Source organism: Agrobacterium leguminum, from assembly GCF_005144435.2.
GTDB lineage: Bacteria > Pseudomonadota > Alphaproteobacteria > Rhizobiales > Rhizobiaceae > Agrobacterium > Agrobacterium leguminum.
Window position 1 is genome coordinate 268855 of the sequence record NZ_CP120216.1, and the last position, 17169, is coordinate 286023.

18 protein-coding genes are annotated in these 17169 nt (G+C 56.9%); 10 read left to right on the plus strand and 8 right to left on the minus strand.

Annotated features, from left to right (window positions below; all coding sequences use genetic code 11):
- Positions 1 to 107: 107 nt before the first annotated feature.
- Positions 108 to 1055, plus strand: a complete 948-nt coding sequence (locus CFBP4996_RS27940) for a LysR family transcriptional regulator (RefSeq protein ID WP_080855180.1) — start codon at positions 108 to 110, stop codon at positions 1053 to 1055.
- A 71-nt stretch (positions 1056 to 1126) separates the two neighbouring features.
- On the opposite strand, the gene CFBP4996_RS27945 is transcribed toward CFBP4996_RS27940, so the two are convergent.
- On the minus strand, positions 1127 to 1324 hold the full coding sequence (locus CFBP4996_RS27945; protein ID WP_080855181.1) for a tautomerase family protein: 198 nt from the start codon (positions 1322 to 1324) through the stop codon (positions 1127 to 1129).
- 177 nt (positions 1325 to 1501) lie between these two features.
- Here CFBP4996_RS27945 and CFBP4996_RS27950 point away from each other — a divergent pair, with 177 nt between their 5' ends.
- A complete protein-coding gene (locus CFBP4996_RS27950; RefSeq protein ID WP_080855182.1) occupies positions 1502 to 2416 on the plus strand; it encodes a LysR family transcriptional regulator in 915 nt (304 codons plus the stop codon).
- 36 nt (positions 2417 to 2452) lie between these two features.
- Here the strand turns inward: CFBP4996_RS27950 and CFBP4996_RS27955 are convergent, their stop codons facing one another.
- From CFBP4996_RS27955 to CFBP4996_RS27970, 4 genes are all read right to left on the minus strand, one after another.
- The gene (locus CFBP4996_RS27955; protein WP_080855183.1) at positions 2453 to 3664 is read right to left on the minus strand and encodes an NADH:flavin oxidoreductase/NADH oxidase; all 1212 of its coding nucleotides are present in this window, start codon (positions 3662 to 3664) and stop codon (positions 2453 to 2455) included.
- Between the two features lie 90 nt (positions 3665 to 3754).
- Entirely contained in the window at positions 3755 to 4849 is a 1095-nt protein-coding gene (locus CFBP4996_RS27960) for a serine hydrolase domain-containing protein (protein WP_080855184.1), read from the minus strand.
- A gap of 103 nt (positions 4850 to 4952) precedes the next feature.
- Positions 4953 to 5426, minus strand: a complete 474-nt coding sequence (locus tag CFBP4996_RS27965; RefSeq protein WP_080855185.1) for a YybH family protein — start codon at positions 5424 to 5426, stop codon at positions 4953 to 4955.
- Positions 5427 to 5457: 31 nt separating this feature from the next.
- Complete coding sequence (locus tag CFBP4996_RS27970) at positions 5458 to 6090, minus strand: NADPH-dependent F420 reductase (protein WP_080855186.1); 633 nt, start codon at positions 6088 to 6090, stop codon at positions 5458 to 5460.
- A 96-nt stretch (positions 6091 to 6186) separates the two neighbouring features.
- Here CFBP4996_RS27970 and CFBP4996_RS27975 point away from each other — a divergent pair, with 96 nt between their 5' ends.
- From CFBP4996_RS27975 to CFBP4996_RS28000, 6 genes are all read left to right on the plus strand, one after another.
- Positions 6187 to 7068, plus strand: coding sequence for a LysR family transcriptional regulator (locus CFBP4996_RS27975; RefSeq protein WP_080855408.1), 882 nt, complete (start codon positions 6187 to 6189; stop codon positions 7066 to 7068).
- Positions 7069 to 7369: 301 nt separating this feature from the next.
- Positions 7370 to 8584: a pyridoxal phosphate-dependent aminotransferase gene (locus tag CFBP4996_RS27980; RefSeq protein WP_080855187.1), complete on the plus strand. Its 1215-nt coding sequence runs from the start codon at positions 7370 to 7372 to the stop codon at positions 8582 to 8584.
- Between the two features lie 103 nt (positions 8585 to 8687).
- Positions 8688 to 9500, plus strand: coding sequence for a transporter substrate-binding domain-containing protein (locus CFBP4996_RS27985; protein ID WP_080855188.1), 813 nt, complete (start codon positions 8688 to 8690; stop codon positions 9498 to 9500).
- 57 nt (positions 9501 to 9557) lie between these two features.
- Entirely contained in the window at positions 9558 to 10223 is a 666-nt protein-coding gene (locus tag CFBP4996_RS27990) for an amino acid ABC transporter permease (RefSeq protein WP_080855189.1), read from the plus strand.
- Positions 10224 to 10225: 2 nt separating this feature from the next.
- Positions 10226 to 10885: an amino acid ABC transporter permease gene (locus tag CFBP4996_RS27995; protein ID WP_080855190.1), complete on the plus strand. Its 660-nt coding sequence runs from the start codon at positions 10226 to 10228 to the stop codon at positions 10883 to 10885.
- Between the two features lie 8 nt (positions 10886 to 10893).
- The gene (locus tag CFBP4996_RS28000) at positions 10894 to 11625 is read left to right on the plus strand and encodes an amino acid ABC transporter ATP-binding protein (RefSeq protein ID WP_080855191.1); all 732 of its coding nucleotides are present in this window, start codon (positions 10894 to 10896) and stop codon (positions 11623 to 11625) included.
- A gap of 536 nt (positions 11626 to 12161) precedes the next feature.
- Here the strand turns inward: CFBP4996_RS28000 and CFBP4996_RS28005 are convergent.
- Positions 12162 to 13016 (minus strand): helix-turn-helix transcriptional regulator, encoded by an 855-nt coding sequence (locus CFBP4996_RS28005; protein WP_080855192.1) that lies wholly within the window; start codon positions 13014 to 13016, stop codon positions 12162 to 12164.
- A gap of 254 nt (positions 13017 to 13270) precedes the next feature.
- Between CFBP4996_RS28005 and CFBP4996_RS28010 the strand changes: the two genes are divergently transcribed.
- Positions 13271 to 14215 (plus strand): DMT family transporter, encoded by a 945-nt coding sequence (locus CFBP4996_RS28010; protein WP_080855193.1) that lies wholly within the window; start codon positions 13271 to 13273, stop codon positions 14213 to 14215.
- Positions 14216 to 14322: 107 nt separating this feature from the next.
- Here CFBP4996_RS28010 and panB read toward each other — a convergent pair whose 3' ends face one another.
- Complete coding sequence (gene panB, locus CFBP4996_RS28015; RefSeq protein WP_080855194.1) at positions 14323 to 15132, minus strand: 3-methyl-2-oxobutanoate hydroxymethyltransferase; 810 nt, start codon at positions 15130 to 15132, stop codon at positions 14323 to 14325.
- A 302-nt stretch (positions 15133 to 15434) separates the two neighbouring features.
- On the minus strand, positions 15435 to 15866 hold the full coding sequence (locus CFBP4996_RS28020) for an Lrp/AsnC family transcriptional regulator (protein WP_080855195.1): 432 nt from the start codon (positions 15864 to 15866) through the stop codon (positions 15435 to 15437).
- A 121-nt stretch (positions 15867 to 15987) separates the two neighbouring features.
- Between CFBP4996_RS28020 and CFBP4996_RS28025 the strand changes: the two genes are divergently transcribed.
- Entirely contained in the window at positions 15988 to 17091 is a 1104-nt protein-coding gene (locus tag CFBP4996_RS28025) for a saccharopine dehydrogenase family protein (protein ID WP_080855196.1), read from the plus strand.
- Positions 17092 to 17169 lie beyond the last annotated feature (78 nt).

Genomic DNA, 17169 nt, shown 5'->3' on the forward strand with positions numbered 1-17169 from the left:
CTCCATTTCAAATGGGCGCAACCCGGCCCTCTATGGGCGTGATTGTATCCTCCGCGAAATCAAGATAAAGGGTGGGTAATGGTGCTCAATATCTCATTAGTGGGACAATGATCGTGACGATCTTCTCCGAGGAACATGCGGCTCCGCGACTGGGGGCTCCCGATCCCAACGACCTGATGATGTTCGCCGCAGTCGTTCAGCAGGGGAGTTTCAAGAAAGCGGGGGAGCGGCTCGGCGTGCCGCATTCAACGATCTCACGCCGGGTCATCGCGCTGGAGAACCGCCTGGGGGAGAAGCTGCTCCATCGCACGACGCGGACGATCACGTTGACCGATTTCGGAGGAACGGTGCTCGGTCACGCGCAGCAGATCGCCGCGGAAGTAGAGGCGACGGTGGCACTCGTGGATAGCCGCACGTTGGAGCCGAGCGGACATCTGAGAATCTCGATTCCCACCGATTTCACGAGCGATATGCTGGCGTCATTGATGACGCGCTTCCTGGCCTCCTATCCGAGGGTCTTGGTGGACGTCGATGTCTCGCGCCGCCGTGTCGACCTGATCGCGGAGAATTTCGACGTGGCGGTTCGCATCGGCGATCTCCACGACGACGCGGCGCTGGCGACCAGAAGGGTCGGAACGATCGACATGGGGCTATACGCCTCGCCAGAGTATCTTGATAGCCTGGGGGTGCCGGAGAGCCCAGCCGCCCTCATGTCCCATACCGTGCTGCATCTCAATCAACGTCTTGGCGAACCCATGCGTCTGAGACTTCAGTCCGACGCAGAGACTTGGGAGGGAAGTCCGGCAGCCCGGATGATGGCAAACTCTCCGGGCATCTTGATGCACATGGCGCTGAATGGTGCGGGTATCGCGCCGCTTGCAGATCATTTTGTGGCGGAAAATCTGCGTTCCGGCCGGCTGATCCGTGTGCTCCAGGACTGGCGGCAGGCGCAGATCCCCATATGGGCGATCATCCCCGGCAGGAGGCTTCTGCCGCTTCGTACACATCTCTTCATCGAGGCGCTGAAGAAGGAGCTTTCTGCCTCGCGTCCCTGAGATCGGGAGTGGTAGACTTTCTTAGCCCGAACCGCGATGGTATTTCGCTGTTCGGGCCTGAGCTTCGTCTATCAGGACGTTTCGGTCTCGTCACCAAACAATTTGCCAGAGCCTGCCCAATCCGACGGTGCAATATCCTCGAACAGGACGTAGATGTATTTGGGGTCTGTGCCTGTGTTCTTGACGATGCTCTCGGTGATTTCGGCAGCTACAGCCGCTTTCGCCTTGGCATCCTTGCCGCTGAACCAGCTTACGCGCACGACTGGCATCATACTCTCCTTTCGAATTCTTCTTCGAGATTGATTGATAGGTTGTCTCTTTTGAGCGTCTCTCAGAATTTCAGAGATGCACTCGCCGACAGTCTGTTGTCGGAGAACAATCGATATTGTAATTTTATGGGGTGAGAAACTCGCCAAAATCGACAGTGAGTAGAGAAGAATTCTACAATGGCACAATCCGATCAGCTAAATGGAATCATCGCCTTCGTTGAATCCGCAACGCTCCTGAGCTTTACCGCCGCCGCAGACAAACTTGGCATTACCAAATCCGCAGTCGGTAAAAGCGTGGCGAAGTTGGAAGAGAGATTGGGCACGAAACTCGTGCACCGCACCACACGAAAGCTGACATTGACAACCGACGGCGAGGCCTATCTGGCAAGCTGCCGGCATGCACTCGAGGAGATCGGCGCCGCAGAAAGCGCATTGGTTGCCAGGAACCAAAAGCTGGCCGGCCGTCTTCGGATTGATGCCCCCGCCGCCTGGGGCCGCCAGATTCTTTTGCCTATTCTAGCGAGGATTGTAAAACAGCATCCGGGCTTATCTCTGTCGCTGTCACTGACCGACCGGATAATAGATCCAGTTGAAGAAGGCGTTGATCTCACGATTCGTTTCGGCGGAACCAGTAGCACGAGTGGGCTGATCATGAGGAAGTTGGCGGAGCAAAACGTTCTAATCGTTGCGTCTCCTGATTACCTCAAAGCACGAGGCATTCCCTCCAGCGTCGCGGATCTCCAGCATCATGACTGCATCGTTGGGTTTCGAAGGGATATTCCCAATACATGGCGCGTCAAGGCAGTTGACGGATCGATCACTTACATCAATCCGCCGGCCACGCACGAAATCGGAGACGGGGCAGCAATCGTCGAAGCCGCCCTTGCGGGCCTCGGCCTTGCCCAGATGCCGAGTTCCCTGCTGGCGAGGCATCTGAGGGAAGGAAGGCTCGTTCCTGTCCTTCAAGAGGTGGCGGGTGCCACTGTCGAAATCTCCGCGATCTGGCCCGCTACCAAGCACCTGCTGCCAAGGGTGCGACATGTGGTGGATCTGCTTGCGGCAGAAGGGCGGGCCGGCGCTCTGGGCATTTGAACCGGCAACTGTCGGCGTGACCGTCCAAAGATCACATCATGGTTCGTGCAAGGATGATCCGTCCGGAGCCATTCTTAAGCTCGCCAAACCCGCCGCACGGCGACTGAGCCACCAGGCCGCCTGCTCGCCCCACCCGGTGAAGGATGGATCGGCCGAAAGCTGCTGGCGCGCGTGCAGTGCCCAAAAAGGATCGTACAAGGCCTGGCGCCCAATTGTGATCAGGTCCGCCTCTCCCTTTTGCAGAATCTCCTCGGCGTGGGCCGCATCGAGGATCAGGCCGACTGATGCCGTTGGCATGCTCGAGCGCCGCCGGGTCTCGGCGGAAAGTGGCACCTGGTAACCCGGAACACGCGCGGCATTGGCGAGCACCGTCGAGTTCTTCAGGCCTCCGGCCGAGCAGTCGATCAGATCGACCCCACACTCTCCGAGCGCACTCGCGAGAGCCACCGAATCATCAATAGCCCAGCCGTTCTCGGCCCCGTCGACGATCGAAAGACGGCAAAAGAGCGGTTTTCGGGTCGGCCACTTCTCACGCATGGCGCATGCGACCTCCAGGGCGAGACGCATCCGGCCCGCCCGATCTCCGTCGTAGGCGTCGGTGCGGGTATTGGAGACTGGTGACAGGAAACTCGCAATCAGATAGCCGTGTCCGGCATGGATTTCGACAATGTCGAAGCCGGCGGCGTCGGCACGCGCTGCCGCGTCGGCGAATTTATGCACCAAAGCCGGGATCTCGTGCATTTCCAATGCGTGTGGTGCAGGATAGCCGGGTTCGGCCGGCTCGTCGGTGGGGCCAACAGTCGGGAATGGCGTTTCGCCCCGTTCCCACTCCTTCGGCGAAAGCGCCCCCTTTCCCTCCCATGGTCGCTGCTGGCCAGCCTTTCGCCCCGTATGACCGAGTTGGACTGCGGAGAGTACGCCCTGATCACGAATGAAGTTCGTGATCCGACGCATTCCCAGAATCTGTGCGTCTTCCCACAGACCGAGGTCGCCGTAGGATAACCTGCCGTTGGGATCTACGGCGGTCGCCTCCGTGAGAACAATTCCCATACCGCCGAGGGCGAATTTGCCGAGATGGACAAGATGCCAGTCGCCGGCGAAGCCGTCCCTGCCCGCAGAATATTGCGACATAGGCGCAAGCATCAGGCGATTCGGCAATGTCATCCCGCGGATTCGCATCGGCGTGAATAACAGCGGCAGGCCCAGTGCGCCCTTCGCTCGATCCGAGTGATTTGCATTCACTGACATGTAAACTCGATCTATATTCGGTTGCCGTGGAAAAGGACGAGAGGTCCGTCCGGCAATGGCAGCACTCTGCCATTGCCATCGATTTCCCGCCTATTTGGCTGCTGCCGAATCTCGAATGACTTCCATCTCGGGCCAGAACCGGAACGCATCATCGCGAACATAGAGGAAGATGATGCCGAAACGCCCCGTATTGCGTTCAACCCAGGGATAGGTGCCGAACAGGCCGATGCTGGAGTTCCGATTACACCGGCCCTGCGCATCCCAGGTTTCGCACCAGTTACCCAGGCTGTAATGGGCATCCGGTAGCACGCTAGCACCGGTCGGCGTCATGCGAGCATTGGCGGTCTGGTCCGACAGCATCGCATCGACAGACGCGCTCGAAAGAATACGCTTGCCCTCGAAGACACCGCCCTGTGCCATCATACTGAGAAAACGCATATAGTCTTCCGCGGTGCTGACAGCTCCGCCCTGCAGCACAGGATTGAGCGTCTCCGCCACCGGCAATTCGTCCGTCCGGTCAAGCCGAAGATGAATCCAGTAGGTGTTGTCCATTTTGAGCGGCCGCCCGATCTTCTCCTCGAAAACGTCTGCCCAGAGTTTTCCGGTTGCCGCCTCGACGGCCGCGCCCGCAACCTGGAATCCCGGGCTTCCATAGGCGAAGACCTCGCCAGGACGGCTGATAAGCGGACGTCGGGTCACATCCTCGGCCGACTGCCCGAGTGTGATCCGGTGATCCTGCGCAAGGTCATAAAGTTCCCCGGCAGAGCCGGCCAGGCCAGAGGTCTGGGATAGAAGCTGGCGAAGCGTCAGCTTTCCAGCTTCTCCCGAGATATTCGGAAGCCACGTCGACACGGGGAGGTCGAGCGACAGCTTGCCCTCGTCGACGACGGCCATGACCGTGGCAGCCGTGAGAAATTTCGAAGCTGATGCAATCGGGTATCGGGTCGTCGGTTCGATATCTCCGAAGCTGACGCGCGAGACCGTCGCGGCACCTTCGCCGAAGGCGATCGTGAAACCTCCGGCTCCGTTGGCCGCCATTCGGTTAGCAGCGTCCATCGCCTCCTGCGGAAGTGCGGTGCCATAATCGATGCGGTAGCTGGTATTCGTGAGCTTCGATTGCGCCGATGCGCCGTTTATCGTCACCATAGCAACAAGCACTCCTGTAATCAGGTTGATAATTTTCATGATTTGATGCCAATTTTTTGCGGTAGAAATGAAAAGGGGCCACGAGGCCCCTTCGTCGAAACAAGGTGAAGCCGCGATCTACCGAGGCTCTTGCCTGCCATTATTATTGGCCAGGCGCGGTCGTGTTGAAGATGTAGCGGGCGATCTTCCATTGGCCGTCCGGGGACCGCTTCAGCAGAAAGATCTCCTGGTTGGCGTTCGGAATCTCGGCATTGTTGTTCTGGATCAGCTTGATCGTTCCGCCGGAGCGGGTGCGAACGAAGGCCCAGTCTTCCGAGATTTTCTGCGCTTCGTCGAATGTGAAATTGATGTTCAGGTCGAGGGCAGTGAACAGGCCCTTGTAGGCCGCGCCAACGGCAGCCTTGCCTTCGACGGGCTGGTTGTTCTGCGGCATGAAGACGGCGTCGTCGGTATAGGCCGCCAGCACGCCCTCGAGGTCGGATGCGTTTGCGGCAGTCTCATAGGCCTTGATCGGCGCTGCCAGAGCTGGATCAATCGCCTGCTGGGCGAACGACGGCAAGGCGGAGAACGCCAGCATGATCGCGGCGGGGAAAACGGTCTTGGGAGTATATCTCATGGAGCTGTCCTTATGATCTCAAGCGGTTGTGTCAGTTGCTGACCGAAACCCAGGCGGGGGCGACCGTCGGTCCCTTGCCGAGGAAGAAGCCGAAGTGAATGTTCATCTCCCCGATCGGCTCGAGGAACCGGCTGTTGCTGAGCGGTCCCGCATCCTGCGGCTCGAAAGCGAGCGCTTGGGCCAACTCGCGAATTCTGGCAGTCGCATCGGCATCGTCTCCTGCGACGAAGACTTGGACGGTCTGTTTCTGCCGAGCTTCTGCCGGGATGAGTGGCGCAAACACAGTGTTGAACGCCTTCACAACCTTCGCGGTCGGCGCGGCCGCCTGCAGCTGTTCGGCAGCGGATGTCGTGTGGCCAAGCACCAGGTCCTTGTAGTCGGCTGTGATGGGGTTGCTGATATCCACCACGATCTTGCCGGCCAGATCACCGGCGCTCTTCAAAACGGCGATCGCAGCGTCATAGGGTAAAGCGACGATCGCAATATCCGCGACCTTGAGAGCCGCCGCGATCCCCCCGCCTTCGACCTGGGAGCCGATCTCTGCAGCCAGCGCCGCGGCGTTGGCCGGGTCGCGGGCACCGATGACCACTTCCTTTTTTGCGGAAAAAAGCGCACGGGCCAGAGCGCCGCCCATATTGCCCGTCCCGATCACAGCAATCTTCATGACTTGTCTCCTTTGCATTTCTACTCGATCTTTGACTTGAAACTTTGAGATGATAAATCGGCATATTGGTTAGACAATTGATACATGGAGTTTCGAATGGACCGATTGGCGTGTATGGAGGTCTTCGTCAAAGCCGTGGAGATGGGCTCGTTCAGTGCTGCAGCCGATGCCTTGAACCAATCGTCGCAGCTTGTGGGCAAGCAGGTGTCGAAGCTCGAACAACAGCTGGGAGTCCAGCTGTTGCACCGCACGACAAGACGTCAGAGTCTGACGGATTTCGGACGGCTGTTTTATGAACGTGCGAAGATCATTCTGGCGGAAGTCGAAACGGCGGAGAGCTTGGCCGCAGAGACGCGGGCCGTTCCAAGTGGCCGCTTGCGAATTAACGCTCCAGTCAGTTTCGGCATGCACACGCTGTCGCCACGCCTGCCGGAATACATGAAGGCCTTTCCCCAAGTCACCGTGGAGCTTAGCCTTAGCAATCGAGCCGTCGATCTGGTCGATGAGGGATACGATGCGGTTTTCCGCATCGGGGAGCTGACCGATAGCGGCCTGATCGCCAGACCGCTATCGCCTTACTGTCTCGCCCTTTGTGCCAGTCCGGCCTACATCCGCGAGCACGGACCTATCGAGACGCCCTCTGCTCTTCAGCAGCACGATTGCCTCGGCTTCGCCCATACTGCCTTGCGTACCCAATGGACGTTTGATGGACCGGGCGGTCGGGAGGTCGTGCCCGTCTCCAGTCGGTTCGTCGCCGACCAGGCAGAGCCCCTGCTTCACGCGGCAATCGCCGGACTCGGCATCATATTGCAGCCTATGGAAGTCGTCCGGAGCGCTCTTGAGGATGGTCGGCTGTTGAGGCTTTTGCCGGAATACACCGTCCCGACGCGTCCTATCCATATCCTTTATGCACCGGACCGCCGCGTCACTCCGAAGCTACGCAGTTTTATCGACTTTTCGGTGAACATATTCACCTGATTGGTCGGGTATCGACACGGCGCAAGCTTCTTCACGACAACCTCCTGCGGAAATAGTCGCTATCATCAAGCGCTGACGTCTCTTCGTCCCATCACCGCAATTTTGATCTTCGCGTGCAGTTGTTTATGCCGGAGCTGATAAATCTCGCCACCGGATTTCCTGTGGGAATATCTGACTGAATGAGATGCGCGTCGTACCCCCTGTGGGGGATACTGCGCGCCTCTAAATCGCTTTAGCTTTCTCAATGATGACTTGGCTAGCACCGTGAAGGGAGCTCGCCGCTAAACTGAAAGCTAAACGCATGAGCCCCGTTGCTGAAATTATCTCTGACACCTCTTTGTTTCCAGCTCTAGCGCGGGATGCGATTGTTTCCCTGTCGCCATCACTAATCCGTTCGCTGGCGAACGGGGCGATGGGCCGCTCGGACGTCCTGCCGTTCTGGTTTGGAGAATCCGATCAGGTAACGCCCGTTTTCATTCGCGACGCTGCAATCACCTCGCTGCAATCAGGCGAAACCTTCTATCCGCAGAATCTCGGCAGGCCTTATTTGCGGGCTGCTCTTAGCAAGTACCTGACCAAACTACACGAACGACATGTCGGTTCGGAATGTGTCGCCGTCGTGAGCGCGGGAATCAACGGTCTGATGCTTGCCGCCCAAACGATTATGTCCCCCGGTGACCGTGTCGTTGCTGTCACGCCACTTTGGCCAAACGTCACGGAGATTCCAAAAATCCTCGGCGCATCTGTGACACGGGTACCCCTGTCGATTTCCGATGGTGAATGGACACTTGATGTTGACCGGCTACTTGCAGCACTCACACCCAAGACACGGGTTCTGATCCTTAATTCGCCAGGAAATCCCACGGGCTGGATGCTCAAGGAAGAGCAGGTTGATATCATCGTCGACCACTGCCGCAAATACGGCATCTGGATTCTCGCCGACGACGTCTATCAAAGGCTGGTCCATCAAGCAGACCTTCGGTGCGCGCCATCCTTCTTGTCGCGGTATCAGGACGGCGACCGGATCATTTCCGTCAACAGCTTTTCCAAAGCGTGGCTCATGACAGGCTTCAGAATCGGATGGGTGGTCGCGCCACCAGCCATCATCGCCGAATTTGAGAAGCTCATTGAATACAACACGTGTTGTGTCTTCGAACCGAGCCAGCGAGCGGCAGTTGCGGCTCTTGAGCAAGGCGAAGACACGATCACGGCATTGCGTGCCCATTTGCGGATGACGCGCAACGTCCTCGTCGAGCGCCTTCGCGAACTGCCCGGCGTCGAGGTGCCGAACGCCGGTGGCGGCATGTACGCCTTTTTCAGAATCGACGGTGTGCCAGACACGATTTCCTTCGCCCGCGAGCTCCTCGAAAGCGCCGGGATCGGGCTGGCTCCCGGCGACGCGTTTGGGCCCGAGGGAAAAGGCTGGCTGCGTTGTTGTCACGCGGTATCGATCGACAAGCTCGAAGAGGGTGTGTCGCGCATCGAGCGGTTCCTGACGCAGCGACGATCCGCCTGACCTAGGATCGTGCGTCGATCAGTCAACCTGGGAAGCATGGTCGGACCACGGACACGACCTGTTTGCCTTGCATATTCATGAGTAACAAAAAGGGGAATCTAAAATGAAAGTCATGCCAATACTTGCCCGCCTCGCCTTGCTCGCCGGTTTCGCGATAACGACCCTCGGTGGGGCTTCTGCGCAGCAGCAGTCGACCCTCGACACAGTGATATCCGGGAAGAAACTGCGCGTCGGAATCATTCTGTCAATTCCGCCGGTCGGGTTCAAGGATGCACAAGGCAATCCCGACGGTTACGATGTCGATGTAGCCAAGCTCGCAGCTGAAAAGCTGGGCGCCGAGCTTGAAATCGTCGATACCACGGCGGCCGACCGCATTCCCAATCTCCGCACAAACAAGGTCGACATGATCATCGGCTCGTTCACGATGAACGCCGAGCGCGCCAAGGTGGTGTCCTTCTCAGCGCCTTATATAACCGCCATCCAGATGGCGATTGCCGTTCCGAAAGGATCGCCTGTAAAGGGTGTTGGCGACCTCGAGGGCAAAACAGTCGCAGTTGTCAAGGGGACGACGGGTGCCGCTCTATTCTCGACGATTGCCAAGGGTGCGACAGTCCAGACATATGACGGCGCACCGCAAATGCTGCTTGCCTTGCGTCAAAACCTGGTTGACGCCATCGTCGACGACGGCAACTTGCTGAACTATCAAGCCAAGCTCAGCGGTGACATGGAAGTCATCGTCGATGATGCCGTCAAGGACTACATCGACTATAACGGCATCGGCGTCCGCCGCGGCGATCAGGAGTGGCTCAACTGGGTCAATCAGTTCGTGTTCGAGATGAACGCAACAGGCAAGAGCAAGGAAATCTACAGGAAGTGGTTCGGCGCCGACATGCCGCCGATCTTCGCCCGCTTCTAACGTCAACACGTATTATCAGGCGGCTTCCTACTTGGTGGCCGCCCGCCGGAGCATGTCATGTTTCTCAACTGGGGATCTTTCTGGGATCTGTATCCGCAGCTTCTCGCTGGCGCGCGCCTCACGGCCTTTATCTCACTCGTGTCTTTTGCCTGTGCAATCGGTGTAGCCTTCCTTGTGGCCACTGGCAAGCTGAGCCGGTTCCGCGTAGCGCGGACGATCGCGACGATCTATGTGGAGATCATTCGCAATACCCCGCTACTGCTTCAGGTTTACGTCATTTTCTACGGGCTTCCAAGCCTGGGATTCCGATTCTCTCCGGTAACCGCCAGCATCATTGGCCTGTCGCTCAATGTGGGTGCATATCTCGGGGAGATTTTCCGTGCCGGCGTCAAATCCGTTCCGCCCGGTCAGAGGGAGGCTGCTACGGCGCTCGGCATGCGGCCTCTCCAAAAATTGTTTTACATTATCGTCCCGGTGAGTCTTCGTAACATCTTTCCGGCGTTCTCAAACATGGCGGTCGCGACAGTTCTGGGCTCGTCTCTTGCCTCGGTGATCTCTGTAGCGGAACTGACCGGCGCTACCAATGAGATAAGCGCCAGGACCTATCTGACGATCGAAGTCTACTCTTTCTCGGCCGTTATCTATCTTGCTTTGACGCTTGGTCTCTCCTTGTGTCTCGCGCTCTTCGAGCGGTTGCTGTTTCCTTCAAGATCCAGAGGTTGACCATGGATTTCTCCGCCGTATGGAACGTCCGCTGGCTTCTCTGGGACAGTTTTCTCACAACGTTGCTTCTCTCTTCGATAGCGGTAGTTGTCGGAACTGCTGTCGGAGCTATCGTGGCGGCGCTGCGCGTTGCGAAGATCAGGGCTTTGAATGCCTTGCTAAGGCTCTATGTCGAAATATTCCGAGGAACGCCGCTGCTCATGCAGCTCTTCTTCATCTATTTCGGGCTTCCCATGCTCGGCGTAGACGTGGACAGGTTCTGGGCAGCCTTCATCGCGATATCGCTCTATTCGGGGGCGTATGTCGCCGAGGTTCTCAGGAGTGGCGTCGATGCAATACCAAAGGGGCAGACTGAAGCGGCGGAAGCGCTGGGTCTCAGCTTCTGGCATCGGCTCGTCTACATCGTGACGCCTCAGACATTGCGCTTGTCGCTTCCCGCGCTTGTCGGAGTTTATGTCGCAGTCATCAAGGACACGTCGCTGGCCACCGTGATCGGCTACAACGAACTCATGCGCAGGACTATGGAACTGCTGCTCCAGTATGGTCGCCCGTTCGAATTCTTCATCACGGTCGGCGTGCTTTATTTCATCATCTGCTATCCGCTCTCCAAGCTCAGCGAGCATCTCGAGCGTCGGATCGGCCGCAACAGAGCGGAAGCATAGGAGCCAAAATGGCATTGCTCTCAGTACATGATCTTCACAAGAAATACGGCTCCCAGGAGGTTCTCCACGGCCTCAATCTGGAAGTCGAGATTGGCGAAGTTGTCGCCATCATCGGCCCCAGTGGCTCCGGGAAAAGTACCTTTCTGCGCACAATGAATGGGCTGGAAACCTTCCATAAGGGCGAGATCGTTGTTGACGGTCACTCGATTGCCACCAGATATGGCCTGCAAAACATCCGCAAGGATGTTGGAATGGTGTTTCAGCAATTCAATCTCTTCTCCCATCTGACCGTTGGAGGAAACATCATGCTGGCCCAGCGCCTGGTCCTCGGGCGCTACAAGAGCGAAGCTGAAAGCCGGGGACGTGAGCTCCTTGGCCAGGTTGGACTTGGCGACAAGTGGAATTCCTATCCTGCCGAACTCTCCGGCGGACAGCAACAGCGCGTCGCAATAGCACGTGCTCTCGCCATGGATCCGAGGATCATGTTGTTCGACGAGGCGACGTCTGCACTTGATCCTGAACTGGTCGGAGAGGTTCTTGGCGTTATGCGAGGCCTCGCAAATGAAGGGATGACGATGCTTGTCGTAACACATGAAATGGCTTTTGCACGCGAGGTTGCAGATCGGGTCATCTTCATGGACAAGGGTCGAATCCTGTCGATCGGCGCTGCTGCCGACATGTTCGACAATCCGCGGGACCCGCGTATCCAGCAGTTCCTCAAACGGGTGAACAACCACTGACGTTTTTCAAAAAATGGAACCGCTCCGGACGTCGTAGGCGTGGCTTTAGCCGGACGGTTGCAAACTGCAAAGGGAATGATTGTGTCAGCTGGCAGCACCCGGAAAAATTGTTCAGAGCCCGACCGGGGGCCGGCGCCTGATCACAAATCAGATTTTGAATCACCCACCATCCCGCAGATCATTCAACTGTTCTGTGGCGGGATTCTTTTTGTATCAGCCCTCGGGGCCACCGCTGTTGAGACCTTTTTCCAGGAACAACAAGCGATAATGCGAGCGCTTCAGGCTACGACCGGAACGGCACTTTTGGCGTTCATTCTTTCTTGCCTCCCGGTCTGGTACAGAAGCTGGAAAACTCGATCATAGGCTTTGTGCCTCCGGGTCTCCGCTGCGAATTACTGTCGCCGGCACGAACGCTTGATTCAGATTGCGCATAACATTCCGGAGGCCATTTACGCTATATCCCGCCGCCTCGTGCACTCCGCATTTTCCAGACGGAAAGCGAAACCGGCTCGGAGACGCCGACGATGAAATCTGCATCAATGCGTTTTTGGGAATTGATCGATTTTTGCGCACTCGCGAATGTGCCTGCCGAACCAATCGGCCGAGAATGGAAGGAGGAGCGTCAGGAGTTCCATTCGAGACGAGACGTTAAGCTTCAGGTATGCTCGCTTCCGATGGGTGCGAACCGTTTCGGTGCCGATCCTTAGAAAGGCAGCGATCGCTTCAGTATCTCGCCCTTCGATGATGAGACCAATGATCTCTCGTTCGCGAGGGGAGAGCCCGGCGGCATCGATCACGCCGATCTCGCGATGAAAGCGCTGCGCGGGCGTCTGTAGCGGTTCACTCCGGCAGAAGCGACGATACAACGAGGTAAAGACATCCAAATATCGAGCGAGGGTTTGCAGTTCATGCTGCTTGAACCCGCCTGTACCACTTCGACAAATGGCGATTTGAATCGTTTGCGAAGTGCCGATTCTAAGCGCGATATTAGCCTCCGTCACCCGCATCGGCCATCCAACCGTTAAATAACCGAGTTCCTCGCGCTCATCGATGCGAATATCTGAGCTCTCTTGCCCGGGACGCGCGACGAAATTCGTGGCGGCAAGATCCTTCATCAGATAGACGCCGTTGTTCAATCCTCTTAGATGATGCTGATAGAACGGGTTGAAGCGAAACGTTCCAGCAGCGTAACGCTTGAGAAAATGGTCCTCAATATACGGATTGTTTCTTCCTGCAAAGCAGGTGATGGCGCGGGTGGCACTGTAATGCGAGATCATTGAAACATCCAGCGACACCACATGACCAATACAGTCCAGCAACGCTTGTGGAAACTCAGGAGTGTCGGCAACGTCGATAAGTTTTGCGATGACCGTTTCAGAAAATGTGCTCATCAGAATCCTTAGGCCCGGAAGATAGCAGCTCGTCAACCCTTCGAGACGCAAGAATCATACCAGTTGCGGCCGCGGCGCTTACGAAGCCGAACCTGTCCCCTGCAGGGGGGATCATCGGTCGTGGAGCCTTATGGTACTTCGTGCGTCGACCTATCCCGTCATCGTGTCGTGACAAAATGGTCTCAGTCCTGATTTCAACATATCCCTGACAGGGTTTCGACCATGACGGGCGTTTCAATCGATCGAAACTAAAAATGCACCTGGGTTTATCTTCGCGCTCTTGCGGTCTTCTCTTTGCCTTGCTCTCTGTGACGGTCTTTGCGATTCAGGACGGTGTCTCGAAACATATCGGAGCGCTTTATCCGGTAAATTTCGTGATCATGCTTCGATTCTGGATTTTCGCGATGTTCGTGGTCATGATTGCAGGCCGTTCAAAAGGAGGGGTTTCAAGTGCTGTCCGGACGCGGCGGCCTGTCCTTCAGATCGGCCGTGGCCTCCTGCTGGCAAATCAGTTCGTCGTGTCAACCTATGCTTTTGCCCATGTGGGTCTTGCTCAGACGCATGCGATCTTCGCTTCGACGCCGCTTCTGGTCGCATGCCTGTCGGTCCCCATTCTTGGTGAAGCGGTGGGTTGGCGACGCTGGGGCGCAATCGGCATCGGGTTTTTCGGGGTCTTGCTCATCATCAACCCGGTAGACATGAAGATCGACGCATCCGTCGCCCTGCCAGCGCTATGTGCCATAAATTTTGCACTTTATTCGACGCTGACCCGTCTTGTAGCGGGCAGCGACACCCCCGCCACCAGTTTTTTCTATGCCGGTATGACTGGTGCTGTCGTGATGAGTATCATCGGCCCCTTCTACTGGACGACTATCGCGTTTGCTGATTGGCCGTGGATGATCGCATTATGCTTGAGCGGCATCGCCGCGCACTACTTCCTGATCCGAGCCTATGATCTGCTCGATGCCGTGGTTGTGCAGCCCATGTCGTATCTGCAAACCGTACTGGTCTGCATCATTGGGGTGGTCGTCTACAACGAAACAATGACCGAGGTGATGGTCATTGGATCTACTATAGTTGTTCTTGCGGGACTGCTTACAATATGGGGGGAAGCTAAAAGTAGGCCATCCAATCAGATCGTGCTGAAGGAGCTCGCGCAAGCTGACCCTGATGTGGAGACAAACTCGCGAAATCTCTAGCCGATCTGCCATCAAGCCCTATGGACGCTTGGGTATTGAACTCAAGCCAGTCTGTTTCAGGCTTGTGGCACGATCCCCAGTCAAGCTTTCGCTTTCACCTCATAGATTCAGCGATAGACTTCTTCTTCACCTGGAAAGCTTCGATCGCGAACAGCCGCGGCGTACGAACCGATCGCCGCATCGGCCGCTTTGCCGAGTTCGCCAAACCGGCGAACAAAGCGCGGGACCCGTTCGGACAGCCCCAGCATATCTTCGAGGACGAGAACCTGCCCATCGCATTTGGGCGAAGCGCCGATCCCGATCGTCGGCACGGAGATCGAGCCAGTAATCCTTTCGGCCAATGGCTCCACGGTTCCTTCCAAAACGACCGCAAACGCGCCGGCATCCGCCACCGCCGCAGCATCCGCTTCGATCTTTGGCCAGTCACTCTCCTTACGCCCCTGAACCTTAAACCCGCCAAGGGTCATTGCCGACTGCGGTGTCAGGCCGACATGACCCATGACCGGAATTCCCCGCGCGGTCAGGAAGCCGATGGTCTCCGCCATGTGCGCTCCGCCCTCGAGCTTAACCGCCGAGCAGCCGGTTTCCTGGAGGACGCGCGACGCAGTCTCGAAGGCTTTTTCCGGACTGGCTTCATAATATCCGAAAGGAAGGTCGACGACGACAAGCGCCCGGTTTGAACCGCGCATGACACTTTTTCCATGAAGAATCATCATGTCGAGCGTTACGCCAATGGTCGAATTCATTCCATGCTCCGCCATGGCGAGGCTGTCGCCGACGAGGATTATATCGGCATGCGGATCGACATAGCGTGCTGTCAGTGCGCTATAGGCCGTCAGCGCAACAATCGGTTCGGCTCCCTTGCGAACGCGGATTTCCGGCGCCGTTATTCTTTTCTGATTGCCATGGACGCTCATTTTTTCTCCTTGCACAGCTTCATAACGACAAGACCGTGTAAACACACACACCGTCCGCGGAAAGATCACTTTACGATCAACCATTCTCAGCAGAGATGTTTTCTTGGACTGCCGAAGCCTTCATTGTGGCCTTTTCTGGAATTCTCACCATTCGGACGCGGGAAATGAGACCTGTCGCCCACGTCGGAACGTTCGATTCCCTGAATGTCTATTCTCTCTGCCCAGACCAAAGGGCCGGCACGGCAACTTCGGTCCCCGGCGCTCGCGCTTTCAGATTTTGAGCAAACAACGATGTTGTTCTCTCAGCGCGCCACCCGTGTCGACAGGATGATCGATGTAAGCGTTCTTTCAACGCCTTTCAGAGCGCCAATCTTGTCGATCACAGTGTCTAGTTCGCTAACATCGGGAGCCTGGACGATGGCGATCAAATCAAAAGTTCCGTTGACGGAGAAAACGGACTGCACCTGCTGAATGTCTTTCAATCCTTGGGTGACGGATTCCAGCGCTTTCGGCGCGATCGTTATCAGAATGTGGGCACGAACGAGGGTGGAGAGATATTGATCCGAGAGGCGAACACCGTAGCCGGTAATGATTCCTTCCCGCTCCAGCTTTTCGAGCCGCGTCTGGGCCGTCGTGCGGGAGATCCGGAGCCGCTTCGCGATAGAGGCGATGGGCAAGCGACAATTCTCTCGGAGAATCGCCAATAGTTCGCGGTCCTTGTCGGAAATCGGCATTCTGCGCAACTCGCCCGTCAATTTATAAAAATTTTATAGTCGTTTTGAGCATTTTATCCCTGCATATCTGCCAGGGAGTCAACCATCCTGTCCTTCGAAACACGGATGAGAGGGACTACACATGATTAAAGTTGCAGTCGTCGGTGCAGGCAAAATCGGGTCTGCTATCGCATCGATGCTCGCGGAGACGGGCGATTATGCGGTATCAGTCCTCGACCGGAGCGAGGCACACCTTGCGGCGATCGAAAATTCCAGCGCGATCGAAACAGTGCGCGTCGATATAACCGACAATTCAACACTGCGGGACGCACTTCGTGGCCACTTTGCAGTGCTCTCCGCCGCGCCGTTCTATCTGACCGGGAGCATCGCTGAAGCTGCAGCGGATGCTGGAGTTCATTACCTGGACCTGACCGAAGATGTCGCCACGACAGAGCATGTACGGAGCCTGGCGAAAGATTCGAATTGCGCCATGATCCCCCAGTGCGGTCTCGCTCCAGGCTTTATTTCGATCGTAGCCAATGACCTCGCCGGCCGGTTCGACAAGCTGGACAGCGTAAGGATGCGCGTCGGTGCGCTTCCGCAGTTTCCTTCGAACGCCCTCAGCTACAATCTGACGTGGAGTACCGATGGGCTGATCAATGAATATATCGAACCCTGCGACGCGATCGTCGAAGGGAAATTCGTCAAGGTGCCCGCACTCGAGGAGCGCGAGGAATTCGCACTGGACGGCATCACCTATGAGGCGTTCAACACCTCTGGCGGTCTCGGCACCTTGGCCAAATCGCTCGAAGGCAAGGTGCGCACGATGAACTATCGAACGGTACGCTATCCTGGCCATTTGGCGATCATCAAGGCACTGTTGAACGATCTCAATCTCAAGAACCGCCGCGACCTGCTCAAAGACGTGTTCGAGAACGCGTTGCCAGCCACGATGCAGGACGTGATCGTCATCTTCGTCACCGTCTGCGGATGGAAGGATGGCAGATACTTGCAGGAGACCTACGCCAACAAGGTTTACGCAGCCACCGTTGCCGGGCGGACCATGAGCGCTATCCAGATCACGACGGCGGCGGGCATTTGCGCAGTGCTCGATATGCTTGCCTCGGGCAGGCTTCCGCAGCGCGGCTTCGTGCATCAGGAAGAAATCGCCTTGCCGGAGTTCCTCGAAAACCGGTTTGGCCAGTTTTACAGTTCAGCTTCCGAGAGGCTGAAAGCGATAGCCTGACGATGCCGTCACACGAGCGACGGCATCGTGCGCGCAACATCTACTGGCTTCTCGAACCAGAAACCCGGATCGCAAAAC